Genomic DNA, 25086 nt, shown 5'->3' with positions numbered 1-25086 from the left:
TATGCATATGTAGTACAATCTAATGATGGAGTTTATCGTGTTGTCTCACTTGCGACCTCATACAAATTAATACAATTAACCATAAATCTACATCTTGAAGAAATCATCTGATCATGAGAAAATTTCCAGGCACCACGCGCTGGAAAACGAACAACGAAAGGTACGTACATCATGTCAAAATCAACCAGATTTAATTGCGCTTTCAAGGCCCTCCCGTTAGAAGCAAGGGCAACCTCTATGGCTGAGGGGGCACAGGCATGTCGCCATTAACAAAATCCACAAAGCACATGAACGGGCTGGATGGTCTGCGTGCGCTGTCTGTGCTAGCGGTTATCGCTTACCATCTAGGGATCGATAGCATCCCAGGCGGCCTGCTAGGTGTCGGTATTTTTTTCGTGCTGTCAGGCTATCTCATTACAGATCTGCTGCTGAAGGAGTGGCAGGATAACGGACATATTTCATTGAAGGAATTTTGGTTGCGTCGTGCAAGAAGGCTGCTGCCTGCGATGATGACGATGATGCTTGTAGTTCTGATCTGGCTGTTATTTACGGACCCGACCCGTCTGAGCGCATTACGCGGTGATGTGATCGCAGGGTTATTATACATAAGTAATTGGTACAATATTGTTCACCAGGTGTCTTATTTTGAGAGCTTTGGTCCGCCATCGCCCTTTGGGCATTTTTGGTCACTAGCGGTGGAAGAGCAATTTTATGTGCTGTGGCCTATTCTGCTGATGCTTGCGATCGCTATGCTCCGGAAAAAGGGGCTGCTCATCGCAGCTATTCTCGGAGCAGCGGTAGTGTCTATTACAGCCATGGCCATCCTGTATAACCCGGACGTTGACCCTTCCCGAGTGTACTATGGGACAGATACCCGAGCATTTGCCTTGCTCATCGGAGCAGCACTGGCAGTCATCTGGCCGAGTCGCAAGCTGTCCTCCTCATTATCTCTAGGGGAACGAACGGTACTGGACCTTACAGGTGTGGTGGCCTTGGCTTTGCTGGTCTGGATGATGCTCAGCAGCGGAGAATATGATGAAGCTCTGTATCGCGGTGGTATGGCCGTGCAAGCGCTAGCAGCAGCTGTACTTATAGCCGTGTTAGCACATCCATCCTCCATTCTGGCCAGACTAGTCGGCTCCTTGCCGCTGCGTTGGATGGGACAACGCTCTTATGGGATGTATTTGTGGCACTATCCCGTGATTGTACTGACTAGTCCACTCGTTGAGACTGGCGGTGCACATCCGCTCCGGATGCTCATGCAGTTCACCGCTACGTTGCTCTTATCCTCATTGTCACTGAAGTTCATTGAGAATCCGATCCGCTATAATGGCTTTGGCCTGTCCTGGTCCCGCTTCTGGAATCCGGGGCGGTATCGTCGAGGGGTTCGACATGTATGGTGGCGGCGCGCTGCGCTGCTGCTCACGATGGGGATTCTGTCGTTGAGTGTGACGGAGATGCTATCCCCGACTTCTGCCCATTCCAATCATCAGCAGGGGCAGGGCGGGGCTTCGGTAGGGGATACAGCCGCGGTGCAATCGCCAGCAGATGGTACAGATGGAGGCAACAAATCAGACAAGAGTCTGCAAGCACCGCACCAGCCAAGGGCAGGAGATGCTGGTAGCAAGGGAGCAGGGGCATCATCATTGTCCTCATCGCAATCTCATGCTCAAGCTCAATCAGACGCATCTGGAGAACCAGCTCCTGTGGACGGAAATCCATCTGCTTCCTCTGCCCCCACGCCAGCGACAGACGGGGGAGCGGATTCAATACCTGCTATAGCGGCGGAGAACGCAGTACCGAAGGATTACCTGTATACAATCATCGGTGATTCCGTCATTCTGGATGCTGAGCCTTACCTGGAAGATAGTCTGGAGCGGGTATACGTCGACGGCCATATTGGCAGGCAGATGTGGCAAGCGGCAGGTATCATCAAGGCACTTCAGGACAATCAGCAGCTTGGTAAGCATGTCGTTCTGGAGCTTGGCACCAATGGTTCCTTTAATTCGAAGGACCTCTATGAAGTGCTGGATAGCTTGAAAGCGACAGAGAAGGTATATCTTGTAACGGTGCGGGTACCCCGACCTTGGGAGCGTAATGTTAACCGAGCGCTTAACAAGGCAGCTACAAAATATGATAATGTAACGCTGATCGACTGGTACAGTGCAAGTGCGGGGCATGATGATTATTTCATCAAAGACGGTGTGCATCTGACGAAGACAGGAGCCCAAGCGTTCGCTGCACTCCTGAAGAAGAATATACGATGAAGCTGAGCGACTAATAGAGGTAGAGAATGCAGTATTTCAGCGATTAAGCAATTAAGCAATTGAGTAATTAAGTATTTGAACTATTAAATGATTAAGGAAAATCAAATTCTGGAAATGTGGCACATCTCTTACTTGCAAAGGGGTGTGTCTTTTTTTGTAGAAGATTGCATTGGATCTCAAATAACGTCTGCGCCTGTGCTAATTGACAACAGCAGTGTGCTTAAGCGTCGAATGGAGATCTAGCTAGTGTCTATGAGATTTGAGACCGTGCTATGATAGGGAAATAACCTTGATGGGAGGAGCCAAAAGGATGGAAATATGGATAGATTATTGTGAGGACAAGCTGGGGGCAGTTCGCGATTATCCGTTTGGCCCGAGTCCGTTAGTGATGAAGGTAGGAGGGAAAATGTTCGCATTGTTAACGATGGACAACGATGTGCTCCATATTTCACTCAAGTGCGATCCGGTCATTGCCGAGAATTTGCGAGAGCAGAACGAAGCGATTCAGCCAGGCTATCATCTGAACAAGAAGCACTGGAATACAGTACGGGTGGACGGGGTCTCCATCTCTGATGATGAACTGAAAGCGATGATTGATCATTCCTACGAATTGGTATATAAAAGCTTGGGCAGGGCGGCTCGTGCCGAGATTGCCGAAGAACAGAAGTGAGAATACAGAGGGGGTAGACGAGGCTGTATGCAGGTATCCTGTGTACAGCCTTCTTTGTGTGGGCTAAGAAAAATAATGTTTACCATCCACCATTTATTATTAGATACAATAATTGACAAAGCGAGAGGATGGTTTTATATTAAACTAGTAAATTCAGGAAAAGGAGAGTTTGAAATGTTGAAAAAACTGGCAGTCTTTCTCAGTGCTCTATTAGTACTGACCGTTAGTGTAAATGTTACTCCAGGCTATGCAGCATCCGTTGCAGGAGACGAGGAGGAGCTACAGCAAGTTGAGCTTAACATCGATTCACAGGCGCTCTCTGCCAAGGAATATGACCAACAATCGGCATATGAAGCTCTGCCCCAAGATGTGCAGGCTAATTCATTATTCTCTTATTCCCAAAACAACGAGTTGACGAGTGAAACTGTAGATGTTAACTCTTTGGTAGCAGAGGGATTGGATGAGCAAGCTGTAGCTACACAATTAAGAGCAGAGACCTCCGTCACAGCGGCTACATACGAGACGCCGGATAATACGACGATCGGTGGCGCCATTCAGATTCCACCAGGCTATCAGCTGCAAGGATTAGTTACGGAAGAAGGGCAGAATCGCTGGTATTATACATACGTGGATAAGACAAACAAGCTTACAGTACGTATGGACCCACCGGCTTCTACATCCGTAGACTATAGTCTGGCCCTGTACAAAGAAGATCCTGCTACAGGTGAACTGTCCTTCGTAGCTTATTCTTTGAAGGACGCCGGGGTTTATGAGCAGCTGAGCTATGTAGCTACACCAGGATATTATGTCATTCTTGTGCAATCCAATGTAGGCTTTGATACGACGAATCCTTTCACCCTGTCGGTAATAGCTTCTGATAGCTATGACAGCAGTGAGCCGGATGACAATCCATGGTTCGCCAAGGATCGTGGATCCGCGCCGTTTACCAGCAGTCAGACGATTGATAACTTCTTGGATGAGGATTGGAGCAAAATAACGATTACCGGCACGGGAAGCCCAATCATGATTAAGTTCGGGAATACCTCCCAATATGGGGACTACAAGCTCTATCTCTATGGAAGCAACCTGGCCAATCTGGGTGTCTTTGATCAGAACTCGAACATTACCGGGACACTGCCAGCAGGTGATTACTACATTATGGTATCTGCACCACAAAAATTCGATTCCACAACGCCATACACACTTAGCGTTAGCTACCAAAGTGCTGATGTGTATCGTGTGAATATTACTGGCGTCAGCAGTGAAGAGAGTGGTTTTATTAACTATGGCTCAGGCAATATGTATCGTGTTAAAGGAAATACTACCTTTACAGGGAAAGCCTTTGACGCTAGTGGTAATCCGGTAGCCAATGCCCAGGTTACGGTGAAAGTCACTGTACGAATCAATAATACTGTAGTGTCTACGACGGCGAACACAGACAGTCAGGGGAACTTCCAGGCCACTATGAGAATTCCTGCTGCGGCTGGATATTCCGTGTACTACAATGGTAGCCTCAGCAGGCACTACTACGATATTGTACCGATCCGCTTTGAGAGCGGCGGCGTGAATGTGAACGCTAATATCAGTAGCTTGTATCATTTTGCTTATTCTATTCGTAACTAAGAGACCTGTGATCGTGACCTAGGAACTACCATGTAGCATCAAAGGCGGTACCTAGCAGATCATGCCCCTGTAGACCTGAGAAGGCTACAGGGGCATTGTCTATTGTTACGTGGTCGATAGGCTGATGTTGTTAAAGGATGCAGGCGTAATACGGATAAAGCTTAGTTGGGAATGTGTTGGGCAGACAGCTGTAATACCTCATGGTGTCTGGCCCATAACTAGTTAGTGTGCTCAGGGGATATTATATGTAGGAGTACATAGAACATTGTACTGGAATGCATAGTAGGTACATAAGTAAGCCCACAGTAAGTACACAATATGTGCATAGTAGGATACAGCAAGGGCACAGCGAGTAAATATAAGTTTGATGTGTGTCGAACAGAATGCAAGTAGGGTCTCATTAGAATGCCTAATGAAACGCATATACATACGAATACATTGGCTCATAAGATACATTCATGCGTACATACGAAAACATCATAAAAGGCCAGCAAGGAGGCATCCTTGACTGGCCTTGGATTCATTTGCGTAAAAAAGCTCCGTGCACGATGTCACGGAGAAGAAAAAAAAGTTATGACACTTATGAGTATACTAGAGTATATCAATTTAGTATATACTTATTTGCATGATTCATCGTGTTAATTCATGGATATTGGAGCTTATGTAGATAGTATCTCATCTGTTGGAATTAGGACTTATTGTGAATTAAATAAGCTGCTGGTGTTATGTATAATCTAAGTACAAGCCTAGACGACAATAAGGATTCGGGCAGAGGGGGTGCTGGCTTGAGAAAGCAAGGTGTAAACGGCAAAGAGAGCAGATTACGACTGCTGAACGCAGCTGCAGAGGAATTTGCCTTGAATGGATTTTACCAGACGAAGATCAGCTCCATCGTGGCCCGGGCAGGGCTGACGCAGCCCGCATTTTATCTATATTTTGAGAGCAAGGAAGCAGCTTTTGCAGAGCTGGTGGACGATTTCCGGAAGGGAATGAATCAGGTGGTGCGCGATAGCCACATACAGCCAGGGAAGAACAGAGCCGATCTGCAGCAGGCTGTAGTGGTCTCGTTAGAGCAGATATACCGCTATTTGGCGGAAAATCCTGCCTTGACGCGCATTGGATTTTATCAATCTACAGAGTCTGTTCGTATCAAGGCCGAGGTGGCCAGACTTATGGAACGAAATCTGATTGAGGAGCAGCGCTTCGGGTATTACCGGCATGATCTGGATACGGAATTTACGGCGGAATGTCTACTCGGGATTATTGAGCGCTTGACACTGATCAAGCTGCTGCCCGGTCGGGAGGGTCCATCACAGCTGGCGCAACGTACACAGGATCTCTTTTTTCACGGCATATTGGATAACGACTACGGAGAAGACGGCAGAAAATAGGCGCGAGACGGGTCAAATGACCCAGTCCCTCCAATACATTAGCGCATAAGATGCTTGTGTAGACTATGGAAGGGAGGAAACAATGATGTCAGGCGTAGGCCCAGGTTATGGAGCGTTCACCTCAACAGGTGCTATCTTGGTATTGTTTATTCTGCTGGTCATTATCTCCAAGGCTTTCGTAGTTTAATGTCCAACATTTCTGGTACCTCCAATATGTCTAGAAGGGAGGATGTACACATGAGCGAAGTGAATTCCGCATACAACGGTGGATGTGGCTACCCTGGTGGTCTTTGGACTTCCACAGGCGTGATCTTGGTTCTCTTTATTCTGTTGGTAATTATCTCTCGTACATTTTTCCTGTAAGCAATAGTGGGGAGTAGCACTCTTAGGTCCTGGCGCTGAGGCGTCAGGGCCTTTCTTATGATCAGATCCGCCGGTGAATAACCGGGGGGTTTTTTTGTAAGACCAGGCTAGTCAGTAATTACTGGCTGGCATATTTTTATGAAAGTTTGTTTGTACCCTGTTTGTGGACGGGAGGCTGGAAGATGCCCAGAAGTGAATGAAAACGCACCCTCCACCAAATTGTTTGCTGTCTTCCGATTAAGAAAGGGGAAATGGCGGTAATGTATCATGAGACGGTTTCACGGATATTTACATATTGACACACCTGTATATACAAGTTAGAATGAAGGCGTTATCAAACGCTTGTATATACAAGTTGTCTATGTGGAAACGATGATGTGCACCCAGCACAGAAATCATGTATATGACGATACGGAGGTGCGGAAGTATGGCGGTAAATCGCAAAGCAGTTGAGGATATTGTCAAAGCCATTGGCGGCAGCGGCAATATTGAGGCAGCTACACACTGTGTGACCCGGTTGCGACTTTCTCTTGTGGATGACAGCAAGGTGGATACAGCAGCGCTGGATGCTAACGAATTGGTAAAGGGACACTTCTCCACACAAGGACAGTTTCAGGTCATTATTGGTCCTGGATTGGTGGACTCGGTGTTCGAGGAATTCATGAGTATTACGGACTCCAAGCGTGCGACCAAGGAGGAGGTTAAGGCAGCAGCGTCGGGTAAGCTGAATCCGCTTCAACGTGCAATCAAGACACTGGCAGATATCTTCATCCCGATCCTGCCTGCAATCGTGACAGCAGGTCTTCTGCTGGGGATCAACAATATTCTTACAGGCAAGGATATCTTCTTTGAGGGCCAGGCACTTGTGGAAGTATATACGCAATGGGCCGATTTTGCAGCCATTATCAATACTATAGCCAATACGGCCTTTACATTCCTGCCAGCTCTCATTGGTTGGTCGGCGGTCAAGCGGTTTGGCGGGAGTCCGCTGCTTGGCATCGTACTTGGATTAATTCTTGTTCATCCAGACTTGCTTAGTGCGTACGGCTACCCGCAGGCTAAGATTGACGGTACTGTACCAATGTGGAATCTGTTCGGTCTCCAGATCGAGAAGATTGGCTATCAGGGGCAAGTGCTGCCCGTGCTGATCTCCGCCTATGTCCTGGCCAAAATAGAATTATTCCTGAACAAGCGAATTCCTGACAGTGTGAAGCTGCTGGTTGTGGCTCCTGTAGCTTTGCTCATCACCGGCTTCCTGGCCTTTATCGTAATTGGGCCCGTTACCTTTGCACTTGGAAATATGCTGACAGCAGGCTTCGTGGCAATTTTTGACCATGTAGCAGCATTGGGAGGTCTGATCTACGGTGGATTGTATGCGCTACTGGTTGTAACGGGCATGCACCATACGTTCCTTGCGGTGGATATACAGCTCATTGGCAGTACAGGAGGGACGTTCCTGTGGCCTATGCTCGTTATGTCTAATATTGCCCAAGGTGCAGCCGCACTGGCGATGTTCTTCGTTGCCAAGCAGCAGAAGACCAAGGGTCTGGCTGCGACATCCTCTCTGTCAGCCTTCCTGGGTGTAACCGAGCCAGCTATCTTCGGGGTGAACCTTCGCTATCGCTTCCCGTTCATCTGTGGCATGATTGGAGCGGCGATCTCCAGTGTCGTTCTGATGATGGGCAAGGTGCAGGCTGCTTCAATCGGAGTTGGTGGCATCCCAGGTTTCCTGTCCATTTTCAAGCAATATTGGGGCACCTTCTTCCTGGGTATGGGAATCGCATTGATCGTGCCGTTCGTTCTGACGTATGCCTTCGGCGTATTGCGTAACCGTAAGGGGACGCTTGAGCAAGGAACTACAGAAGATACACAGGTGGTGAGCAGATAATGAGTATAGAGAGGACTACTGAGCAGAAAAGAATTCACGATGGTAGACAGCATGCAGAGAGCAGTAGCCATGATATTCCTTGGTGGAAAAAGGCAGTCGTCTACCAGATCTACCCGCGCAGCTTCCAGGATACGACTGGCAATGGAGTGGGGGATATTCAGGGAATCATCTCCCGACTCGATTATCTGGCTTCACTGGGAGTCGATGTGCTGTGGCTGACGCCAATCTATGACTCGCCTCAGCAGGATAACGGCTATGATATCCGGGATTATTACAGCATCTATCCTGAATATGGAACGATGAAGGACGTACAGGAGCTCATCTCGGAAAGTCATACCCGCGGACTGAAGCTGATGTTCGACATTGTCGTCAATCATACATCAATAGAGCACGCCTGGTTCCAGCAGTCACGTGCTTCGCGCGATAACCCGTATCGGGATTTCTACATCTGGAGAGATCCGGTTGACGGCGGCCCGCCGAATAACTGGAAGTCGAAGTTCGGAGGCCCCGCGTGGGCCTTCGATGAACAGACAGGTCAATATTATCTGTGCTTGTTCGATAAGACGCAGGCGGACCTGAACTGGGAGAATGAGCAGGTACGGGCTGAGGTGTACAAAATGATGAAGTTCTGGATAGAGCAAGGGATCGATGGCTTCCGGCTGGACGTCATCAATCTCATCTCCAAGGATCAGGACTTCCCGAACGATGATGGACGAATCCCGCCAGGAGATGGTAGAAGGTTCTACACGGATGGTCCACGAGTGCACGAGTACATGCAGGAGATGAACCGGGAGGTATTCGGAGATGCACAATTCGTGACGGTGGGCGAAATGTCGTCCACGACGATTGAGCAGTGCGTACTCTATTCGAACCCGGATCGACGTGAACTGAGTATGACGTTCAACTTTCATCATCTGAAGGTAGACTATCCGGAAGGGGAGAAATGGGCGCTGGGGGACATGGATTTCCTGAAGCTCAAGCGCATATTGTCTTCCTGGCAGGAGGGCATGCATGAGGGAGGTGGCTGGAATGCGCTGTTCTGGTGCAACCATGACCAGCCGCGCGTCGTGTCCCGGTATGGAGATGATGGAGTCTACCGTAAGCAGTCTGCCAAGATGCTGGGGACGGCAATCCATCTACTGCAAGGCACGCCTTACATCTATCAGGGAGAAGAGATCGGGATGACTGATCCCGGATTCGAGACCCTGTCTCATTACCGGGATGTAGAGAGCTTGAATATGTACCAGCTCATGCAGGAGCAAGGTCTGCCTGAAGAGGAGATCCTGACGATCCTGAAGCAGAAATCCCGGGATAATTCCCGGACGCCTGTGCAGTGGAATGGAGGAGCGCAGGCAGGCTTCACTACAGGCACACCATGGATTCCGATAGCTGCGAACCATGAGCATATCCATGTGGAGGAAGCCCTGGCTGACCCGGAATCGGTCTATCATCATTATCGTGCGCTTATTCGCTTGCGCAAGGAATATGAGATCGTGACTACTGGCAGATTCGAGTTGCTGCTGGACGAGCACCCTACTCTCTTCGCCTATGCGAGATGGGGAAGCGATGAGCACCTGTTGGTTATTAATAATTTCTATAATGAGCCAGCATACTTCGAGCTACCCAAGGATTCAAAGCTATTCGCCTGCAAGCCGCAGCTACTGCTGTCCAATTATGCGGATACTCCCGAAGCACCACAGAAGCTCACCCTGCGCCCTTATGAATCGGCTGTATATCTCATGAAGGAAGTATGAGCGCAATTCCACATCGACAGCGAATCATGCTACAATTACTGACGGTGAGAAGGAATGAGAGAAAATATATTTGTCACAATATATCATGAGCTAGTGGAGCAGATTCAATCAGGTCAGCTACGAGCAGGAACGAAGCTTCCTTCGGAAAGCGAGCTGGCTGAAGCCTACAATACGTCACGTGAGACGGTTCGCAAGGCTCTAACGATGCTGTCACAGAATGGGTTCATCCAGAAGATCAGAGGCAAGGGCTCCTTCGTGCTGGAGCTGGGCCGTCTTAGCTTTCCCGTGACGGGGCTCGTCAGCTTCAAGGAGCTGTCAGGAACGATGGGCAAGCCCACCCGGACGCTGGTCTATCAGACGGAGCTATTGCCAATGGATCGGTACATTCGCAAGCAGCTACAGCGGGAGGATAACGCTCTTGTCTGGAAAGTGCTGCGTGCGCGCGAGATTGAGGGAGAGCGGGTCATTCTGGATAAGGATTATTTTGATGCCAAGATTGTACCTGACCTGACTCCTGAAATCGCTGAACAATCCATCTATGATTATCTGGAGGGCAGACTGGGGCTGGAGATCAGCTTCGCTCGGAAGGAAATTACCGTAGAGTCTGTCGATGAGGATGATCGACGCTATATGGACCTACAGGGGTATGAGCAGGTTGTGGTGGTGCGGAACTATGTGTATTTGAGGGATGCGATGTTGTTCCAATATACTGAGTCCAGGCATCGGCTCGACAAGTTCAGATTTGTTGATTTTGCCCGGCGTATGAAGCCATAAGCTTTGCCAACCGCTACGAAATTGTACAAACCGTGCAATTCATGAACTCATGGAATCATGAACTCATGGAATCATGAACTCATGAAATCATGAACTCATGAAATCGTACAAACGCAAAAAGACGATTCCTCATAAAGAGCGAATCGTCTTTTTGCGCTAGGTTCCTATAGCCTCAGAATCTCCTCAATGGCCTTCATAATGGGATACGGTCCCCGACTCTGGTTAGAGGTGATGACGAGCTTCAAGCCGTGCTGAGGATATACAGCGGACATGAAGCTGACGCCAGGATCAAAGCCCATCAGATGGTATTTGCGAATCTCCTTCTCCTGCTGTTCAATCCATATTCCGTAACCGTAATAGGATTCATCCTGTTCATGTACATGCGGGGTGAGCAACTGCAGCAGCATCTCGCGCCCAAGCAGCTTGCCATCCAGAAGAGCATTCCAGAAGAGCAGCATATCGGGAGCTGTTACATAGGCCCCACCGTCAGCCCCGCCTTTGACAGGCACCGAGAAAATATTCGTTCGCCAGCTGCCGTCATCGTTCTGGATATAGCCAAGGGCTGTATGGCGTGGAAGATTATCCATAGCAAAATACCCAGAGGAGCTCATGCCACTTGGGGCAAAAATATGACGTTCCACATAATCGGTGAAACTGCTCCCCGTCTGCTGCTCTACAATTAGGCCAAGGACGATAAATCCCGCATTGTTATAGTGGAATCGCTCACCTGGCTGAAACTTCATAGGTGCTTCACTGAACATAGGGAGGAAGTCACGAAGCTTCCGCAGTCCATACACCGGGCGCTGCTTCCATAGCTCCTCAAAATCATCCATTACTTCCTCGTCGAAATAATCGGGAATTCCTGCCGTATGCGTGAGCAACTGCCGAATCGTAATTCCTGCATCCCATAGTGGAAAATCTACACTCAGGCAGTCCTTTAGTCGTGTGTCCAGTGACAGCTTACCCTGCTCCACCAATTGGCAGATGCTAACGGCAGTGAACACCTTGCATCCAGAAGCAATGCCGAAGCGGGTATCGAGCTGAATCGGCAGGTCCTCTGCCCGATTCGCCTTGCCACGAGTTAGAAGCAGAAGGGGAGTATCGCCGTTTTCGTGCAACATGATTGTCCCTGAGAAATCTACACGTTCCATCGTCTCATGTAATTTAAGCGTCAATGTATTAATTGTTGTTGAAGTGATTTGTGTCATGTAGTGAAAGTCCTTTCTTCCATCATGGAACTCCATTTTCCATCAATATACATATAAATCGAAATCATGTACAGATCTACTAGCACGGAGAAGTGACAGCGGAGCGACAAGTACGGAATGAGCAGTGAAGGATCGCAAAGGGAAAATTATTAGTCATAGAACCAAGACGTACATGAGGAATTTGGAAATGAAGATTATTATGAAGAAATAACGCCATCAAATGATGTCACAAACACTTTCTTAGAATTGTTATATAGGCATCAAGACAAGGAGGTGAGCCAGTGCAGGCAACCATCCCCGGGGACATGCAGGTAAAACGTGATAAATACCAACGCATCGAACAGGCCGTAGAGCGGGTCAAGGCTGGCGAGCAGGAGGCTTATGAGATCATTATTCTGGAATTTGAACGCCAGATGTATACCTATTGCTATTACATCTTGAGGAACCATGAGGAGACAGAGGATGCCGTACAAGATATTTTCATAAGAGCTTATGAGAATCTTGAACGGTATCAGAGGCAGGCGACCTTCTCGGCGTGGCTGTATAAGATAGCCTACAACCATTTAATGAATATCAAGAAGAAGCAAAGTCGCTGGCTGAAGCTGGTGAATGAGTTCAAGAAGACGGAGCCTGTCGTGCAGGTATCCCCTTATGCCACAGTTATTGAAGAGCTGTTGACCTATCTGACACCGGAGGAGCGTCATATTCTGCTGCTGAAGGCTGTTGAGCAATACAGCTTCGATGAGATCGGGGCAATCATGAACATCAAGCCAGCCACACTACGCAAGAAATATGAACGACTTCGTCGTAAGCTAATGGAGCATACAAGCAAAGGAGGATTTCTGCATGGACAGACAGCCCGTTCGCACTTATGAGCAAGAGCTTGAACAGCTGGAGCAAAGGATTCAGGATTCCCAGATGCCGCGAGGAAGTATGAGTAAGGAAATCATGAACAAGTTAGGAGAACGTACCATGACCAGACAGCGAACGAAATCCAAGATAGTACAACGGACTGTAATTGCGGCCTCTGTAGCTGCTGTATTGGGAACAGGTGTAGTTGGAGCAGGTTTTGTGTCGCCGACGATGGCGAGTGCTTTGAAGCAAATCCCGGGTATCGGAGCAGTGTTCTACGGACTGAATGCGGATGAAATCCAGCGAGCCGTAGATCAAGGTATTCTGACGCAACCGCTTGAACAAGTCACGAAGGACGGCGTTACTCTAACGCTGACGAATGTGCTGTATGATGGTACTCGTCTGAGTTTCTCCATTGAGCGCGAGGGTGAGATTTTTCCGGAGAACGCCGCAAGTCCATACATTCCTATGGATGCTAAGATGGAGGGAGGGGACGATGAGTGGGTGAAATCCCGCAAAATCCCTGAGGAAAAACAAGAAAAGGGCTACATTAAGTCTCCCGAGATTTTGATTAATGGTCAGAAGGTCACACTCTTTGGGAGCTTTGGAGATGATCCATCCAATTTGAATGCCGTCTTTGCGGAATATACCGAAGTAGATGCCCTACCGAATGAATTTGAACTGACCGTTCGTACGGAGGTGACCCGAGTAGATGGAGCTTATGAGTTCAAGGTGCCTGTAAAGCTTGACCAAAGTAAGCTCACCGTTCAGCCGAATGAGACGAAGAGCAGCGGAGACTTCAGCTACACGGTGAAGAAGCTGGAAACCACCGCGACAAGCACACGTCTGATACTGGACAGTAAAGGAGAAGTACCTGCTTCATTTGAGCAGACAGGAGAATATGCTCCGACCATGATGTATTATGAGATCGTGGATGACCAAGGCAAGGTGCTGGAGCAGCGGAGACTCGGATTCTTCCACAGCAAGCCTCTGACCGAGTACCATGTGGATGAGTTATATGCTGCCATTAGTCCGAACGCCAAATCCGTTACGATTAAGCCGTTCACTTTCACTATGAAGCCTGCGGATTGGAGTGTTGTTGGTGAGAAGCTGGACGACAACGGGAAGATGATCAGCAACGGAGACCGGACATATCTCAAGGAACTGGAGATGAACGTACCGCTGGAGCGTTAATTCATAATCAGGAGCAGGATCGTTCAGTAGATAAAGTAGTAAGGCTATGAATAATCTATCGGATGAATTAAAGTATAGGTAAGCAGCCATCTGCCAGTTCGAAGGAATCTGGCGGATGGCTGTTTTCTATTTGTTGCTTGGATCAGCTCTAATCTGAATATTCATGTTCACCTGAGCATATCCGCCAGCACAGGTGCAAGGAAGCGCTCGAATACCTCCGTAGGCGGCTTGTCCCGCTTGCGCTTATCGTTCGTGAGTACTGTAACGAGCTCAAGCTGGGGTATGACATGCACGAACTGTCCTCCGTATCCACGGGCGTAATAGTACCTAAGGACATGATCTGTAGAAGCATCAGGACGCTCACGTGAATCAGCTTGATTAGTATCAGTTTGGTTAGTATCAGTTTGGTTAGTATTAGTTTGATTCGAATCAAACTGATAGGTATCAGACCACCAATGCCAGCCATAGCCTCCGCGCCAGGGTGGCTCTACAAGTATAGCCGCGTGCGTGGATCGGGCGACCAGCTCGCGTGAAATGACCGTTTGGCCTTTCCAGACGCCCTGTTGAAGGTATAGCTCTCCGAATTTGAGCAGATCGTCTGGGCGCATCCGTAGGCCAAACCCTCCGGTATGGATGCCTTGCGGGTCCTGATCCCATGAATAGGCTGTAATGTCTAGCGGTCCGAATAGTTGCTGCTCTGCAAACCGGGTAACGGACATGCCAGATGCTTGGACAAGAATGGCCGTTAACAGCTGGGATACCCCGGAGTTATACTCCATTCGTGTCCCGGGCGTGTCTCTTAAGGGTTGGTCCAAAGCGAATTCCACCCAATCCGCTGTACGTGTCATACGGGGAAAGGAATTATCGCCGCCGAACTCAGTCCAATCGAAGCCGGCTGTCATCGTAAGCAGTTGCTCCAGTGTAATTTCTTTTTTGCGCGAATCACTGTCGTGTCTTAGCTGCGGAAAAAACTCCGTGATGGGGGTGCTTGTACCCGGCAGCATGTCATGATCCATTGCAATGCAGATCAGCGCGGACACAATACTTTTGGTGCAGGAGTTGATCTTGGCTACATCTGTTGCAGCCTCGGTATTCCGATAATGCTCATATATCAGCTTCCCCTGGTGACTAATAAGACAGCTTCTCAGGTCAAGTGGTGGAATGATGGTATCCAGATGGGAGAGATTCATAAGGTTCCTTTCTGTAGGTGCTTGGCGCTGTGCCTGTTATTTTCTGTTATTATACCAGTAAATAATGAAGTACATGCTCGTGTAGATGAGCATTAGCTTCGCACAAGATACTTTAGCCTGAGCAGTGGATGATTCCCCCTGTAGCTACCATCAACAAGTACGTTGACTGATCTAATTTCATGGTGAATGATCGGGAAAGGGCAGTGGTTAACGGAAAGCGACTCAATACTCACATTTGATCTGGTAGAGGTACTGGAATTGGAGTAATTTGAGCTGCATCCCTATGGTACCAACAGGTCTATTTGACAAGCCACAAGGCGGATGCTAGATTACAATCATATTTTACAGGCTAGTCTACAGATTCAGTGTAGCGCACTCGTATTGTACTGAGCATTATTGGATAACAAAGATAACAGCGAAGCTATTAAGCAGATAACAGGGAGTGGAGTATAACGTATGGAAGCCATAACGGTGAACAATATTACCGACCTGATCGGTGGAACCCCGGCCGTGCGTCTTCGCAATCTCGTAGGCCCCGAGGACGCTGAGGTGCTGGTGAAGCTGGAATACTTCAACCCTAGCGGAAGCGTCAAGGACCGTGCAGCCCGCAATCTGATCGAGCAGGCCGAGCGTGACGGGATACTGCAGCCAGGTGCGACGATCATCGAGCCGACGAGCGGAAATACCGGGATCGGACTAGCCATGAATGCCGCTGCCAAGGGATATCGTCTCATTATCACGATGCCCTCTAACATGAGCAAGGAGCGGATTCAGATTATGCAGGCGTACGGAGCGGAGGTCATTCTGACCCCTGGGGAAGAGCGTATGCCAGGTGCGATTCGTAAGGCTCAGGAGCTGCTGGTACAGATCCCGGGCAGCTTCATGCCCCAGCAGTTCGAGAACCCGGCTAATCCGAATGCGCATCGTGGTACGACTGCCCGGGAGATTATGCAGCAGACGGGGGGCAGGCTAGATGTCTTCGTGGCAACATCAGGTACAGGTGGAACCATTACGGGGACAGGGGAGGAGCTGCGCAAGGAGCTACCGGATCTACGGATTGTGGTCGTGGAGCCACAGGGCTCTCCCGTGCTCTCCGGGGGGGAGCCTGGGCCGCACAAGTTGGTCGGTACGAGCCCGGGCTTCATCCCGCCAGTGCTGAATCGTGAGGTCTACGATGAGATTATGCAGGTCAGGGATGAAGACGCGCTGAATACGATGCGACAGCTCGCACGACAGGAAGGAATACTGGTCGGCCCTTCTTCCGGTGCATCAGTCTGGACAGCACTGCAGGAGGCACGTCGCCTTGGAGCGGGTAGTAGGGTGCTGTGCATTGCCCCGGATAACGGGGAGCGTTATTTAAGCTCAGGTATCTTCGAGCTGGAGAGCGGTCGGTCTTAGCCGCAGATGTGGACAGGGGCGGAGCTTCTATGTAAGGTGCGGTAAGGGCGGAAAATACAGCAAATACAGCAAATACAGCAAATACAGCAGATACAGCAGATACAGCAAAAATAGCGAATACTTAAAGCATGGAAAATCGGAATGAGGTTACACTTGTGGGCACAATCGTTGTACGTTCTGGTTCGACGTAGACGTATGAGGTGTTATTTCAGAAGTGGATAAGGCAAAAAGCCAAGCTCCCATCAATGAACGGGAGTTTGGCTCTTTTTATATATGGCGTGTATGTTAGTACGTTGACAGCGAGCTTACCAATGGTCGACAGGGCCGGCTGGGCTCCCACTTGCAGAAGCTGCCTGTACACTCACAGGTAATCTGGTCGAGGCAGTAAGTGGTACAATCAGCAAGAAGTGCAGGACCCGGTCATCCTGCTCCTAAATGGAATTCGCCGCATAGAAACCAGAACGCACGGCGCTGCCCACCTTGCCGATCTTTACACAGTCCCCAATGAGACTAGTCTTGTGCCCATACGTGGCTCGAATAAGCTCAGCTATCGCGTAATTTCTTCTCATACCAAATGCATTGATCATGGTGTCTGCTTCAATGAACACTTTGGTGCCGTCACTTCGTTCAGCATGCAGGCCATGTTCCTCAAAGGAAAGAACCTTATGCCCACCAAGAATCTTCACACCATAGCTATCGAGCATCGGCATTAATGCTGCCTTGTTAATATACATCACATCCTGACCTGCCTCAGGTCGCATCTCAACGATCGTCACTTGCTTGCCTTCCATAGCCAGCTCCAGCCCTAGATCACAGCCGGTCAATCCACCGCCAGTAATCACAATGTGCTCTCCACGGACAAGCTCCTTTTGCACATGTGCTTCGATTGCACCAACGACATGACTACCGTCAATGCCGGGGATCGGTGGTACGAGCGGTACTGCACCAGCACCAATGAAGATGTGATCCGCTGCTGCAAGGATCGGGTCCTCTGGCTTCATTTCATAATTAAGGTGTAACTCCACGCCCGACTGCTGTAGCTGACGCTCATACCAGCCAATCAAGGCACGTAGTTGGCCTTTGAATTCAGGGGTAGCTGCGCTGGTTACCTGTCCGCCGACCGTCGCCTCTTTCTCGTACAGTGCCACACGGTGCCCCTTGAGGGCTGCTACCCGTGCTGCTTCCAGACCGGAGGGCCCGCCGCCGATGACCACAATGTTCTTGGGCGTGTCTGTCTGATGTATGGCAAAACGCTTCTCGTTCGCAGCCTGTATGTTAACCGCGCAACTAATCTTGGTATTTCGCTCGATGATCCGGCCAATGCATTCCTCGTTGCAGCGAATGCAGGGACGGATATCCTCGCGCCGCTGCTCACGCAGCTTGTTCGGCAGCTCGGCGTCAGCGATGAGGGCCCGTCCGAACATCACGAAGTCGGCATCGCCCGACTCGATCAGACGCAGGGCACTCTCTGGCGTGTGGCTGCCCGAGTTCAGAATGGGTATGCTCACGGCCTGCCGAGCAGGTGCACAGATATAATCCATGCAGGCATCCCCCAGATAAGCTGGTGGAAAAATATAATCAATCCGCTCATAGGAGCCTGCGTCAATATCAATCGCATCGACTCCCGCGCGCTCCAGAATTTGCAGCATTTCGAGGCTATCGTCCACGGTTCGTCCACCTTCAAAGCGATGATCCAGCGCGATCCTGAACAGGATTGGCATGTCCGGGCCAACGGCTGTGCGAATGGCCTGTACAATTTCGACGGCGAATCGCATTCGTTTCTCAGTCGTTCCGCCGTATTCATCCTCACGTTGATTCCAGATCGGGGACATGAACTGATCAATCAGATAACCAGCATGGGCGTGAACCTCAATGCCATCGAAGCCGGCCCGCTTCAATCGGGCTGCCGAATCGGTGAATTGATGCATGATCGTCTGAATTTCCTCGACGGTGAGCGGGTGGCACAGGACTTCTGGATTATAGATGGCTGGAATCGCCGAGGCAGACACAGGAGGCTTCCCGGAACGGTCTGGCAACGCATTACGGCCTGTACCACAGCTTAGCTGTGCGATAATCTTCGTACCGTGGTGCTGCACGGCATCGACGAGATCGGTCAGGAGCGGAATGACATAATCCTTTTCCACAATGCCCTCCAACACACCCTGTGCCAGATCCTCCGTCAAAAATTGTGCACCAAGAATGATCATTCCAGTGCCGCCCTTGGCCCGTTCCTCGTAGTAATCAATCTCTTCCAATGAAATTCTTCCATCAGGACTTGCTGAGTTGGTGCCCATAGGGGACATCACGATTCGATTCTTCACTTCCATGCTGCCAATCTTGAAAGGGGTGAATAGTCTGTCGTACGAATAGCTCATAGGTGTGAACCTCCTGCTGCAATAGTGTCTGTCAACGCATGTTTGTAATGGAATAGACGACAAATCCAAATGTTACTCTCGAGTAATATAATTCACTTAAAATATATAGGAGGTGGATACATGGGTAAGTGAAAATAGTCACAATTTATGTTTTTTGTTCATTGAGCTCTGATTAAACACATGATAGGGAGCCTCAACGGGCTCAATCTATCGCACCATTCGTATGACGGTTTATCTTCTTCATCTACCTGGAGTGGAGCTTGACTTCAGCAGGCTTGAAATGGGCGGAGATGAATGATGAAATATGGAAACTTTTATGTAAGCATTACGTCTAATGTACTGGAAATGGTTTTTATTTACAGATCAATCACCTGAAAACAAAGGAGCTCACGCATGATCAGAAAAATTGGAGCAACACTGCTGCTGTTATGCATGACGGTAACCCTCCCCTTGACCGGTTGGGCTGCTGGAGCGAAGACGGAGATACAGATCGTGAAGTCTGCCATGGATCATGAGCCGATATGGCCGCAAAGTGACGGCGCCTTCCACGATGGGCTGCTGTTCTCTCAATTGGCGAACGGTGAGAGAGTATACTACAACACGAAGGGCGTACCCGCATTTACGTTATCTTCTGGCGTGAAGGCTGTCTCTGATTTTCGGGAGCAGCGAGCTATAGTCAAGGACACGACCACAGAGCGATATGGTTATATCAATACGCAAGGAAAGCTCGTAATTCCCTGTAAATATGCAGAGGTTGCTCCTTTTTCGGAGGGTATCGCCCATGTGAAGGATGCGGAGGGTGGTGAGTTCTTCGTGGATCGTGTCGGGGCCATACAGATAACACTGACATCGGTCTATGATTCAGAATTTCAATTTGCCGAAGGGCTTGCTACAGCCTATGCGAAGCCAACAGGGCGTCTCGGATATGTGAATACCAAGGGAGAACTGGCTATTCCTTATGCATTCGACTACGCCCGTAGCTTCTCGGAAGGGCTCGCTCTTGTGGGCAACGATGCAGGACAGTATGGCTACATCAATAGTAAGGGCAAGCAGGTCATTCCGTTCCGCTATGTCTCGGCAGGGGATTTCCAAGAGGGGCTGGCTCCGGTGCAGAATGCTGCTGGCAAGTGGGGCTACATTAACAAACAGGGGAAAACTGTAATCGCTCACCAATTTGCAGATGCCTGGGGCTTCTCCGAAGGGCTCGCAGCTGTGTTTAATAAGAATAGACAGGTAGGGTACATCAATTCAGCGGGCAAGCTCGTCATTGGGTATCAGAAATACAACTCTGCAGGAGAGTTCTCCCAAGGACTCGCCCGTGTAGGGATTGTCTCGAAAAATAACCCAAGTGGAACATATGGGTATATCGATCGCCAAGGCAGACTGCTAACGAAGCTGGAATACACGGATGGATCATCTTTCCAACGGGGCTATGCAATTGCTATCAAAGACGGCAAGGGATATATTCTGGCTAAATCCGTAAGGAATAGCAGCGTGAAAAAATAAAAAAATAATGATTCTCTGGATGGAAGCTGAGAGAGCCAGCACTTCTTCAATGAAGGGCTGGTTCTTTCTTTTGTGACTTAATACAATTTCTATTTCGAATGGTCTTTTCTGTAAATCAATACCCTCATTCATCCGATAGATGTATATAATGGATAATCAAAATCTTATAGAAATTTTTGGTCATTATTTGAAATTATTCGATGATCAAGGAGGGTTCAAGTGGATTCTACGATAACTTACGGTCACATTGAAGTCATGCCATATACCTTTATTCGGTTACATGAGCTGAGGATTATCAAGACAGTCAATGATCATGCACGGATGATATGCAGCGGCATTATTGCGGAAGAGAATCGAGAACGATATGTACGCGCCTCAGATGAAGAGACTGAGGTCAAGGCATTCGTGAGGGATAAGTCGGGTAAGCGCCAGGCTCTATTTCGTGGGATCGCCCTGAATGTAGAGGAGAAGGTCGTGCATGGAGTTCATTATCTTACCTTTGAAGCGATCTCGCATACCTACCAGTTGGATATTAAGCGACGTTCGCGATCCTTCCAGAATCCTCGGCTTACCTATGCTGGCTTAATCGAGCAGATCATGTCAGATTACCCCAAAGGGGAGGCGATGGATGTGGTCACCCAGCAGAAAGCCATAGGGACCTTCATCATGCAATATGACGAGACCGATTGGCAGTTCCTGAAGCGAATGGCCTCTCATTTCTATTCCCCTCTAATACCAGCAGTGGGCTACGGTGTTCCCAAGTTTTATTTTGGGATGCCTATGGGATTAAGCAAGGGAGAGCTGCAATCTCCTTACTACAAGGCAACCAAGCGGGTAGCCGCGTATCAGACGGCTGTAGACAACCGCATTCCTGGGGTACACGATACGGACTTTATACAATTCGAGGTTCAGAGTGAGAATCTGCTGGAGCCGGGTTATGAGGTGACATTCAAAGGTCAATTGCTGCTCGTGGCCGAGGTCGTAACCGAAATGCGTGATGGTGTGCTGATGCACACCGCCAAGCTGTCACCCCGGAGTGGGCTGCGTCCGATCAAGGATTATAATCGCTCAATTATTGGCGCCTCGATTCAGGCAAGTGTGCTAAGTGTCCGGCAGGATCAAATACGCGCCAAGCTGGATATGGACGATCAGCAGGACCCCAATACCGATTATTGGTTCCCTTACTCTACCATCTACGCCTCCGCGGATAATACAGGCTGGTACTGCATGCCGGAGGAAGGGGACAGCATCCGTATCTATTTCCCAAGCTACAAGGAAGAGGAGGGCTATGCCATCAGTTCAGTGAAGCGTCAGGCACAGGCGCCTGCTGCGAGACCTGCGGCTTCCGCAAGTGGGAAAGTGTCTGCCACATCCAGCCGCTCCTCATCTGGAGCGGCGTCTCAGACCGCTGCTGCTCCTGCTCCTTCCGTGGATGCGGTAGCTCCCGCAACAGATCGAATGGCCGATCCAGCCATCAAGACGCTCCGGACCAAGTATGGCAAAGAGATCATGCTGGCTCCCGACCAAATTGTCATTTCCGGTGACGGGATGTCGATCGTCATGAATGACAATTCCGGGATCAGTATCGTCAGCGGCAAGAATGTGAGCATCAGTGCGGCCTCTGACATTGTCATGAATGCGGGCAGTATTCAGCTGTCTGCCGAGACGATCGAGCTCTCGGGTAAGGGGAATACCGTGACGCTTAACGATAAGACCATCATTTCTGGCACCGAAATCAAAATGAACTGATTCGAGGGGAGGACTCACAGCCATGGACAGGTTGTCAGCGCTACAGCACTTCAGAGAACAGGAGGTGGCCCCGCTCCTCAATCATCAGTTGGACCTTCTTGAGACTACATTTCATCAGTGCCAGGGACAGTTGATCACGGATGTCCTCGCTTCGTTCCGACACCTATGCATGCAGATCCATCAGCAGCAGGAATGGGGCCATCAAGGACCGATCGGCTATATTCACTATTCCTTGCTGCGTACGCAGGTGCTGGAGCAGTCGTACCTGTATATGATGGAGGCTTATTCCGCCGGGTGGTACACGGACGACTCAGAGATTCGTTGCACCTATGATGCCTCATGGGCGTATGCGCCCCTGGGGCAGATGGTACTAGAGCTGGAGCAGGCACGCAAAAAATACATGGGCTCCATCCATCCTGCTGATGTCGAGCATCTGATATTGGGGCTGGTTCCTTATTTTCATCAATATGTAAAGGCTCTTCTCCACTTGGCATTGCCTGCGGCCATAGAGTTGCCGGAGTATCAGGGCATGGATAAAGCGAATCGTCTCATGATTCGAACGGGCGAATATAGAGACTATAGTGAGAGTGTATATATCGAGGATCTGGAAGTGATAAGCGCCGACGAACGGGTGGAGCAATTGCAGCAAGCGGATGAGGACAAGCCGTATGTCTACGAGAATCTGAAGCAGCTTGCATGGCCGCATCTGCATATATCGGAGCGGGATTTACGATATAACGATTTTAGCCATAGTGAACTCATTGCCAGTCGATTCGAAGGATGTATTCTGATCGGAAGCCGCTGGCAGTACGCCACCTTGCAGGAGAGCAGCTTTGAGGGCTCCTTGCTGACGGATGCCGATTTTCGATTCAGTCAGCTTGCGAACACCAGCTTTCGCCGCGCCAGTGCACTAGCCAGAAGAGAAGGGGGAGAACGTTCACCGGGGCTATGCGGGGTACGCTTCGAGCATGCTTGCCTGGATGGGGTGGATTTTACGGATGCGGAAGGCTTTGAGCATGCTTACTTCGCGGGAGCCTCCATGCAAGGGACTCGTGTACCACGTAAGTACAGCCAGAGCTGGCGACTAAGTGAGCTTCAAACCCGTTCCATCATCTGGACGGAGTAAGGAGGACATGCTATGCACCAATATTATGCAATTGTAGATGAAGATCGTACCTCCCGCCGTCTCAAGCTGGTCCACCCTGACTTACTGGATACGCCGTTCGTCCGTATGCCACCTGCCCAAGTATGGCAGGCTCAGGCTGCGGCGGAGGAGGATTATACGGATTGGCTTCCTGTATCCAGGGAGCAGCCGTTAGTGTCGGATGCCATGAAGCGAATTCTGGAGCTGTACAACGTACATATTCGCTGGAAGCAGATCCATCTGGTGAGCCCAGACACGAATCATCAGGAGCTCTATTGGATAGCTCATGTTCCTGTAGTAGAGGGGACCTCCATCCACTCAGAGTTCCACCCGCATGATCAGACCCTGAAGCGTCTTGTACTGGATGCAGTGCAGATTAAGGAGCATCATTATTTTCGGCTTGGCGGTGTAAGAGAGCCCTACTTCATCGTGAGTCTGGAGGCTGCGGAAAGTCTACTTCGGCGCGGCCTTACGGGCTTCCGTCTGCATAAGCTGGAGTTCATGTGAGGGGAGGAAGGACTTGAAGATGTATTGGGATGAAACGTTCCTGAAGCTGCGCAATCAGCAAGTGCTGCGGGAAAAGATAGATACAACAGAGAACGAAGAGAACTGGATGCTTATAACCACAGAGCAGGCTGTAGAGGAGATTCCGCATGGCGCATTGGTGTTGCCGGAGGGGCAGCAGATTTCATTTCATCCGGTCCCCTTATTGGGTGGTGATCTCATCCTGCACTTGCCTGTAAGCTGGATTCCTGAGACTCCTGCACAGCAAGCCAATAAGAAGCCCGGGAGCTGGACGGCTCGGGATCATGAGCAGGGGATCTTGTTGGGTATTCACCATAGCGCACAGGAACTGCTTCCTGCACAGGTGGAAGAATATCAGGAGCATCTGTTACATCAGATAGGACGTATACAGCCTGCCATGATGAGGGTGGAGCAGAAGCTTATACCGCTTCAGGATACTCACGTCCACAGCTATACCTGCGTCTTCCCGGTGATGCCTACACCCTGTCTACAGATTGGATTCATCCGCTCTTGGCGGGAGAGGTCGTTAATGGTGAGCTGTCAATTCAAGCTGGAGCAGGCGTCCATGTGGACTCCTATCATCTACGCGATATTCCGCACGGCGACTTGGACGGATCGTAGCTGATATGGCGAATTCATGAGGCGAAATACTGGGAAGCCAATATAAATGGGTTGAAATAGATAGGACTGAACATGATCCGATTAGAAGGAGGCTGAACATGCTTTTACAGATGCTAGTCAAGGCCTTAAGCCAGGGGGCATTTGGTGGTGAAAAGACGTATGTGGTGAGAGGGGCCACCTTGCAATGCAGTCAGGGGACAGATCCCGGTGTGCTCAATATGATGTACAGCCATGGTGTCTATATCAAGGACAAGCCCGTCTTGAGCGTAGAAGATGCCATATGCGGCGCCAACATAAGCAAGAAGTATGCTTTTGGACTATGCAAACTGCTGCAAGGTGCTCCTTGCGAGCCCCAGATTGAATTCGGAGCCAAATGGACGGGAGGGAAAGAGGATGTACTCATCGAGGGGGCCCCTGCACTGCTAAGTGATTGCACATTAACATGCAACTGCAAAGGCATACCTGGCGCTCGGATGCCAATAGGCCCGTCCCTTATTGTAGTAGATATTCCCGAGAGCGGCGGGATTATCTCGATTACAGATGATGGGCAGGACGCTTAAGACGATCTCTGAGTCCATAGATGAATCAGGAGAA

The 25086-nt window shown here is 49.6% G+C and carries 20 protein-coding genes and 1 pseudogene; 18 read left to right on the top strand and 3 right to left on the bottom strand.

Annotated features, from left to right (window positions below; all coding sequences use genetic code 11):
* Positions 1 to 257: 257 nt before the first annotated feature.
* The 9 genes and pseudogenes from D328_RS0123240 (at position 258) to treR (ending at position 10730) form a co-directional block, all read left to right on the top strand.
* Positions 258 to 2267: an acyltransferase family protein gene (locus tag D328_RS0123240; protein WP_018887457.1), complete on the top strand. Its 2010-nt coding sequence runs from the start codon at positions 258 to 260 to the stop codon at positions 2265 to 2267.
* A 310-nt stretch (positions 2268 to 2577) separates the two neighbouring features.
* Positions 2578 to 2937, top strand: coding sequence for an MmcQ/YjbR family DNA-binding protein (locus D328_RS0123235; protein ID WP_018887456.1), 360 nt, complete (start codon positions 2578 to 2580; stop codon positions 2935 to 2937).
* 174 nt (positions 2938 to 3111) lie between these two features.
* Positions 3112 to 4560: an Ig-like domain-containing protein gene (locus D328_RS0123230; protein WP_018887455.1), complete on the top strand. Its 1449-nt coding sequence runs from the start codon at positions 3112 to 3114 to the stop codon at positions 4558 to 4560.
* A gap of 785 nt (positions 4561 to 5345) precedes the next feature.
* Complete coding sequence (locus tag D328_RS0123225) at positions 5346 to 5951, top strand: TetR/AcrR family transcriptional regulator (RefSeq protein WP_018887454.1); 606 nt, start codon at positions 5346 to 5348, stop codon at positions 5949 to 5951.
* Between the two features lie 85 nt (positions 5952 to 6036).
* Positions 6037 to 6138 carry a hypothetical protein gene (locus D328_RS31660; RefSeq protein ID WP_018887453.1) on the top strand — a complete coding sequence of 34 codons (102 nt, stop codon included), beginning with the start codon at positions 6037 to 6039 and terminating at the stop codon, positions 6136 to 6138.
* Positions 6139 to 6188: 50 nt separating this feature from the next.
* Entirely contained in the window at positions 6189 to 6314 is a 126-nt protein-coding gene (locus D328_RS31370; RefSeq protein WP_018887452.1) for a hypothetical protein, read from the top strand.
* A gap of 427 nt (positions 6315 to 6741) precedes the next feature.
* A pseudogene (treP, locus tag D328_RS0123210) lies at positions 6742 to 8151 on the top strand (PTS system trehalose-specific EIIBC component); the annotation flags it as partial.
* Positions 8152 to 8201: 50 nt separating this feature from the next.
* Positions 8202 to 9956 carry an alpha,alpha-phosphotrehalase gene (gene treC / locus D328_RS0123205; protein WP_018887450.1) on the top strand — a complete coding sequence of 585 codons (1755 nt, stop codon included), beginning with the start codon at positions 8202 to 8204 and terminating at the stop codon, positions 9954 to 9956.
* A gap of 54 nt (positions 9957 to 10010) precedes the next feature.
* On the top strand, positions 10011 to 10730 hold the full coding sequence (gene treR / locus D328_RS0123200; protein ID WP_018887449.1) for a trehalose operon repressor: 720 nt from the start codon (positions 10011 to 10013) through the stop codon (positions 10728 to 10730).
* Between the two features lie 164 nt (positions 10731 to 10894).
* Here the strand turns inward: treR and D328_RS0123195 are convergent, their stop codons facing one another.
* On the bottom strand, positions 10895 to 11938 hold the full coding sequence (locus D328_RS0123195) for a serine hydrolase domain-containing protein (RefSeq protein ID WP_018887448.1): 1044 nt from the start codon (positions 11936 to 11938) through the stop codon (positions 10895 to 10897).
* 281 nt (positions 11939 to 12219) lie between these two features.
* Here D328_RS0123195 and D328_RS0123190 point away from each other — a divergent pair, with 281 nt between their 5' ends.
* The gene (locus tag D328_RS0123190; protein WP_018887447.1) at positions 12220 to 12813 is read left to right on the top strand and encodes an RNA polymerase sigma factor; all 594 of its coding nucleotides are present in this window, start codon (positions 12220 to 12222) and stop codon (positions 12811 to 12813) included.
* Positions 12785 to 13984, top strand: coding sequence for a DUF4179 domain-containing protein (locus D328_RS0123185; RefSeq protein WP_018887446.1), 1200 nt, complete (start codon positions 12785 to 12787; stop codon positions 13982 to 13984). Before D328_RS0123190 ends, D328_RS0123185 begins: the two co-directional genes overlap by 29 nt.
* A gap of 167 nt (positions 13985 to 14151) precedes the next feature.
* Here D328_RS0123185 and D328_RS0123180 read toward each other — a convergent pair whose 3' ends face one another.
* Entirely contained in the window at positions 14152 to 15174 is a 1023-nt protein-coding gene (locus D328_RS0123180; RefSeq protein WP_018887445.1) for a serine hydrolase domain-containing protein, read from the bottom strand.
* A 456-nt stretch (positions 15175 to 15630) separates the two neighbouring features.
* On the opposite strand from D328_RS0123180, the gene cysK reads away from it, so the two are divergent.
* A complete protein-coding gene (gene cysK / locus D328_RS0123175; protein ID WP_018887444.1) occupies positions 15631 to 16572 on the top strand; it encodes a cysteine synthase A in 942 nt (313 codons plus the stop codon).
* A gap of 431 nt (positions 16573 to 17003) precedes the next feature.
* On the opposite strand, the gene D328_RS0123170 is transcribed toward cysK, so the two are convergent.
* Positions 17004 to 18947 carry an NAD(P)/FAD-dependent oxidoreductase gene (locus D328_RS0123170; RefSeq protein ID WP_018887443.1) on the bottom strand — a complete coding sequence of 648 codons (1944 nt, stop codon included), beginning with the start codon at positions 18945 to 18947 and terminating at the stop codon, positions 17004 to 17006.
* A gap of 393 nt (positions 18948 to 19340) precedes the next feature.
* Between D328_RS0123170 and D328_RS0123165 the strand changes: the two genes are divergently transcribed.
* From D328_RS0123165 to D328_RS0123140, 6 genes are all read left to right on the top strand, one after another.
* Positions 19341 to 20453: a WG repeat-containing protein gene (locus tag D328_RS0123165; protein ID WP_018887442.1), complete on the top strand. Its 1113-nt coding sequence runs from the start codon at positions 19341 to 19343 to the stop codon at positions 20451 to 20453.
* A gap of 255 nt (positions 20454 to 20708) precedes the next feature.
* Positions 20709 to 22202: a hypothetical protein gene (locus tag D328_RS0123160; RefSeq protein ID WP_051091198.1), complete on the top strand. Its 1494-nt coding sequence runs from the start codon at positions 20709 to 20711 to the stop codon at positions 22200 to 22202.
* A gap of 22 nt (positions 22203 to 22224) precedes the next feature.
* Positions 22225 to 23328, top strand: coding sequence for a pentapeptide repeat-containing protein (locus D328_RS0123155; RefSeq protein WP_018887440.1), 1104 nt, complete (start codon positions 22225 to 22227; stop codon positions 23326 to 23328).
* A 12-nt stretch (positions 23329 to 23340) separates the two neighbouring features.
* Positions 23341 to 23853, top strand: coding sequence for a hypothetical protein (locus D328_RS0123150; RefSeq protein WP_018887439.1), 513 nt, complete (start codon positions 23341 to 23343; stop codon positions 23851 to 23853).
* 13 nt (positions 23854 to 23866) lie between these two features.
* Entirely contained in the window at positions 23867 to 24496 is a 630-nt protein-coding gene (locus D328_RS0123145) for a hypothetical protein (RefSeq protein WP_026281350.1), read from the top strand.
* 94 nt (positions 24497 to 24590) lie between these two features.
* On the top strand, positions 24591 to 25052 hold the full coding sequence (locus D328_RS0123140; RefSeq protein ID WP_018887437.1) for a DUF4280 domain-containing protein: 462 nt from the start codon (positions 24591 to 24593) through the stop codon (positions 25050 to 25052).
* The last annotated feature ends 34 nt before the right edge of the window (positions 25053 to 25086 follow it).

This window comes from Paenibacillus massiliensis 2301065 = DSM 16942 (genome assembly GCF_000377505.1).
Taxonomy (GTDB): domain Bacteria; phylum Bacillota; class Bacilli; order Paenibacillales; family Paenibacillaceae; genus Paenibacillus; species Paenibacillus massiliensis.
Note: the sequence above shows the minus strand (reverse complement) of the source record. Positions and strands in the feature narration are given on the sequence as shown.

Coding starts and splice junctions, on each gene's coding strand:
- D328_RS0123185 (WP_018887446.1), top strand. CDS start 12,785: ATGGACAGACAGCCCGTTCGCACTTATGAGCAAGAGCTTGAACAGCTG.
- treR (WP_018887449.1), top strand. CDS start 10,011: ATGAGAGAAAATATATTTGTCACAATATATCATGAGCTAGTGGAGCAG.
- D328_RS0123180 (WP_018887445.1), bottom strand. CDS start 15,174: ATGAATCTCTCCCATCTGGATACCATCATTCCACCACTTGACCTGAGA.
- D328_RS0123140 (WP_018887437.1), top strand. CDS start 24,591: ATGCTTTTACAGATGCTAGTCAAGGCCTTAAGCCAGGGGGCATTTGGT.
- treC (WP_018887450.1), top strand. CDS start 8,202: ATGAGTATAGAGAGGACTACTGAGCAGAAAAGAATTCACGATGGTAGA.
- D328_RS31370 (WP_018887452.1), top strand. CDS start 6,189: ATGAGCGAAGTGAATTCCGCATACAACGGTGGATGTGGCTACCCTGGT.
- D328_RS0123240 (WP_018887457.1), top strand. CDS start 258: ATGTCGCCATTAACAAAATCCACAAAGCACATGAACGGGCTGGATGGT.
- D328_RS0123235 (WP_018887456.1), top strand. CDS start 2,578: ATGGAAATATGGATAGATTATTGTGAGGACAAGCTGGGGGCAGTTCGC.
- D328_RS0123170 (WP_018887443.1), bottom strand. CDS start 18,947: ATGAGCTATTCGTACGACAGACTATTCACCCCTTTCAAGATTGGCAGC.
- D328_RS31660 (WP_018887453.1), top strand. CDS start 6,037: ATGTCAGGCGTAGGCCCAGGTTATGGAGCGTTCACCTCAACAGGTGCT.
- D328_RS0123155 (WP_018887440.1), top strand. CDS start 22,225: ATGGACAGGTTGTCAGCGCTACAGCACTTCAGAGAACAGGAGGTGGCC.
- D328_RS0123160 (WP_051091198.1), top strand. CDS start 20,709: ATGCCATATACCTTTATTCGGTTACATGAGCTGAGGATTATCAAGACA.
- D328_RS0123150 (WP_018887439.1), top strand. CDS start 23,341: ATGCACCAATATTATGCAATTGTAGATGAAGATCGTACCTCCCGCCGT.
- D328_RS0123230 (WP_018887455.1), top strand. CDS start 3,112: ATGTTGAAAAAACTGGCAGTCTTTCTCAGTGCTCTATTAGTACTGACC.
- D328_RS0123195 (WP_018887448.1), bottom strand. CDS start 11,938: ATGACACAAATCACTTCAACAACAATTAATACATTGACGCTTAAATTA.
- cysK (WP_018887444.1), top strand. CDS start 15,631: ATGGAAGCCATAACGGTGAACAATATTACCGACCTGATCGGTGGAACC.
- D328_RS0123165 (WP_018887442.1), top strand. CDS start 19,341: ATGATCAGAAAAATTGGAGCAACACTGCTGCTGTTATGCATGACGGTA.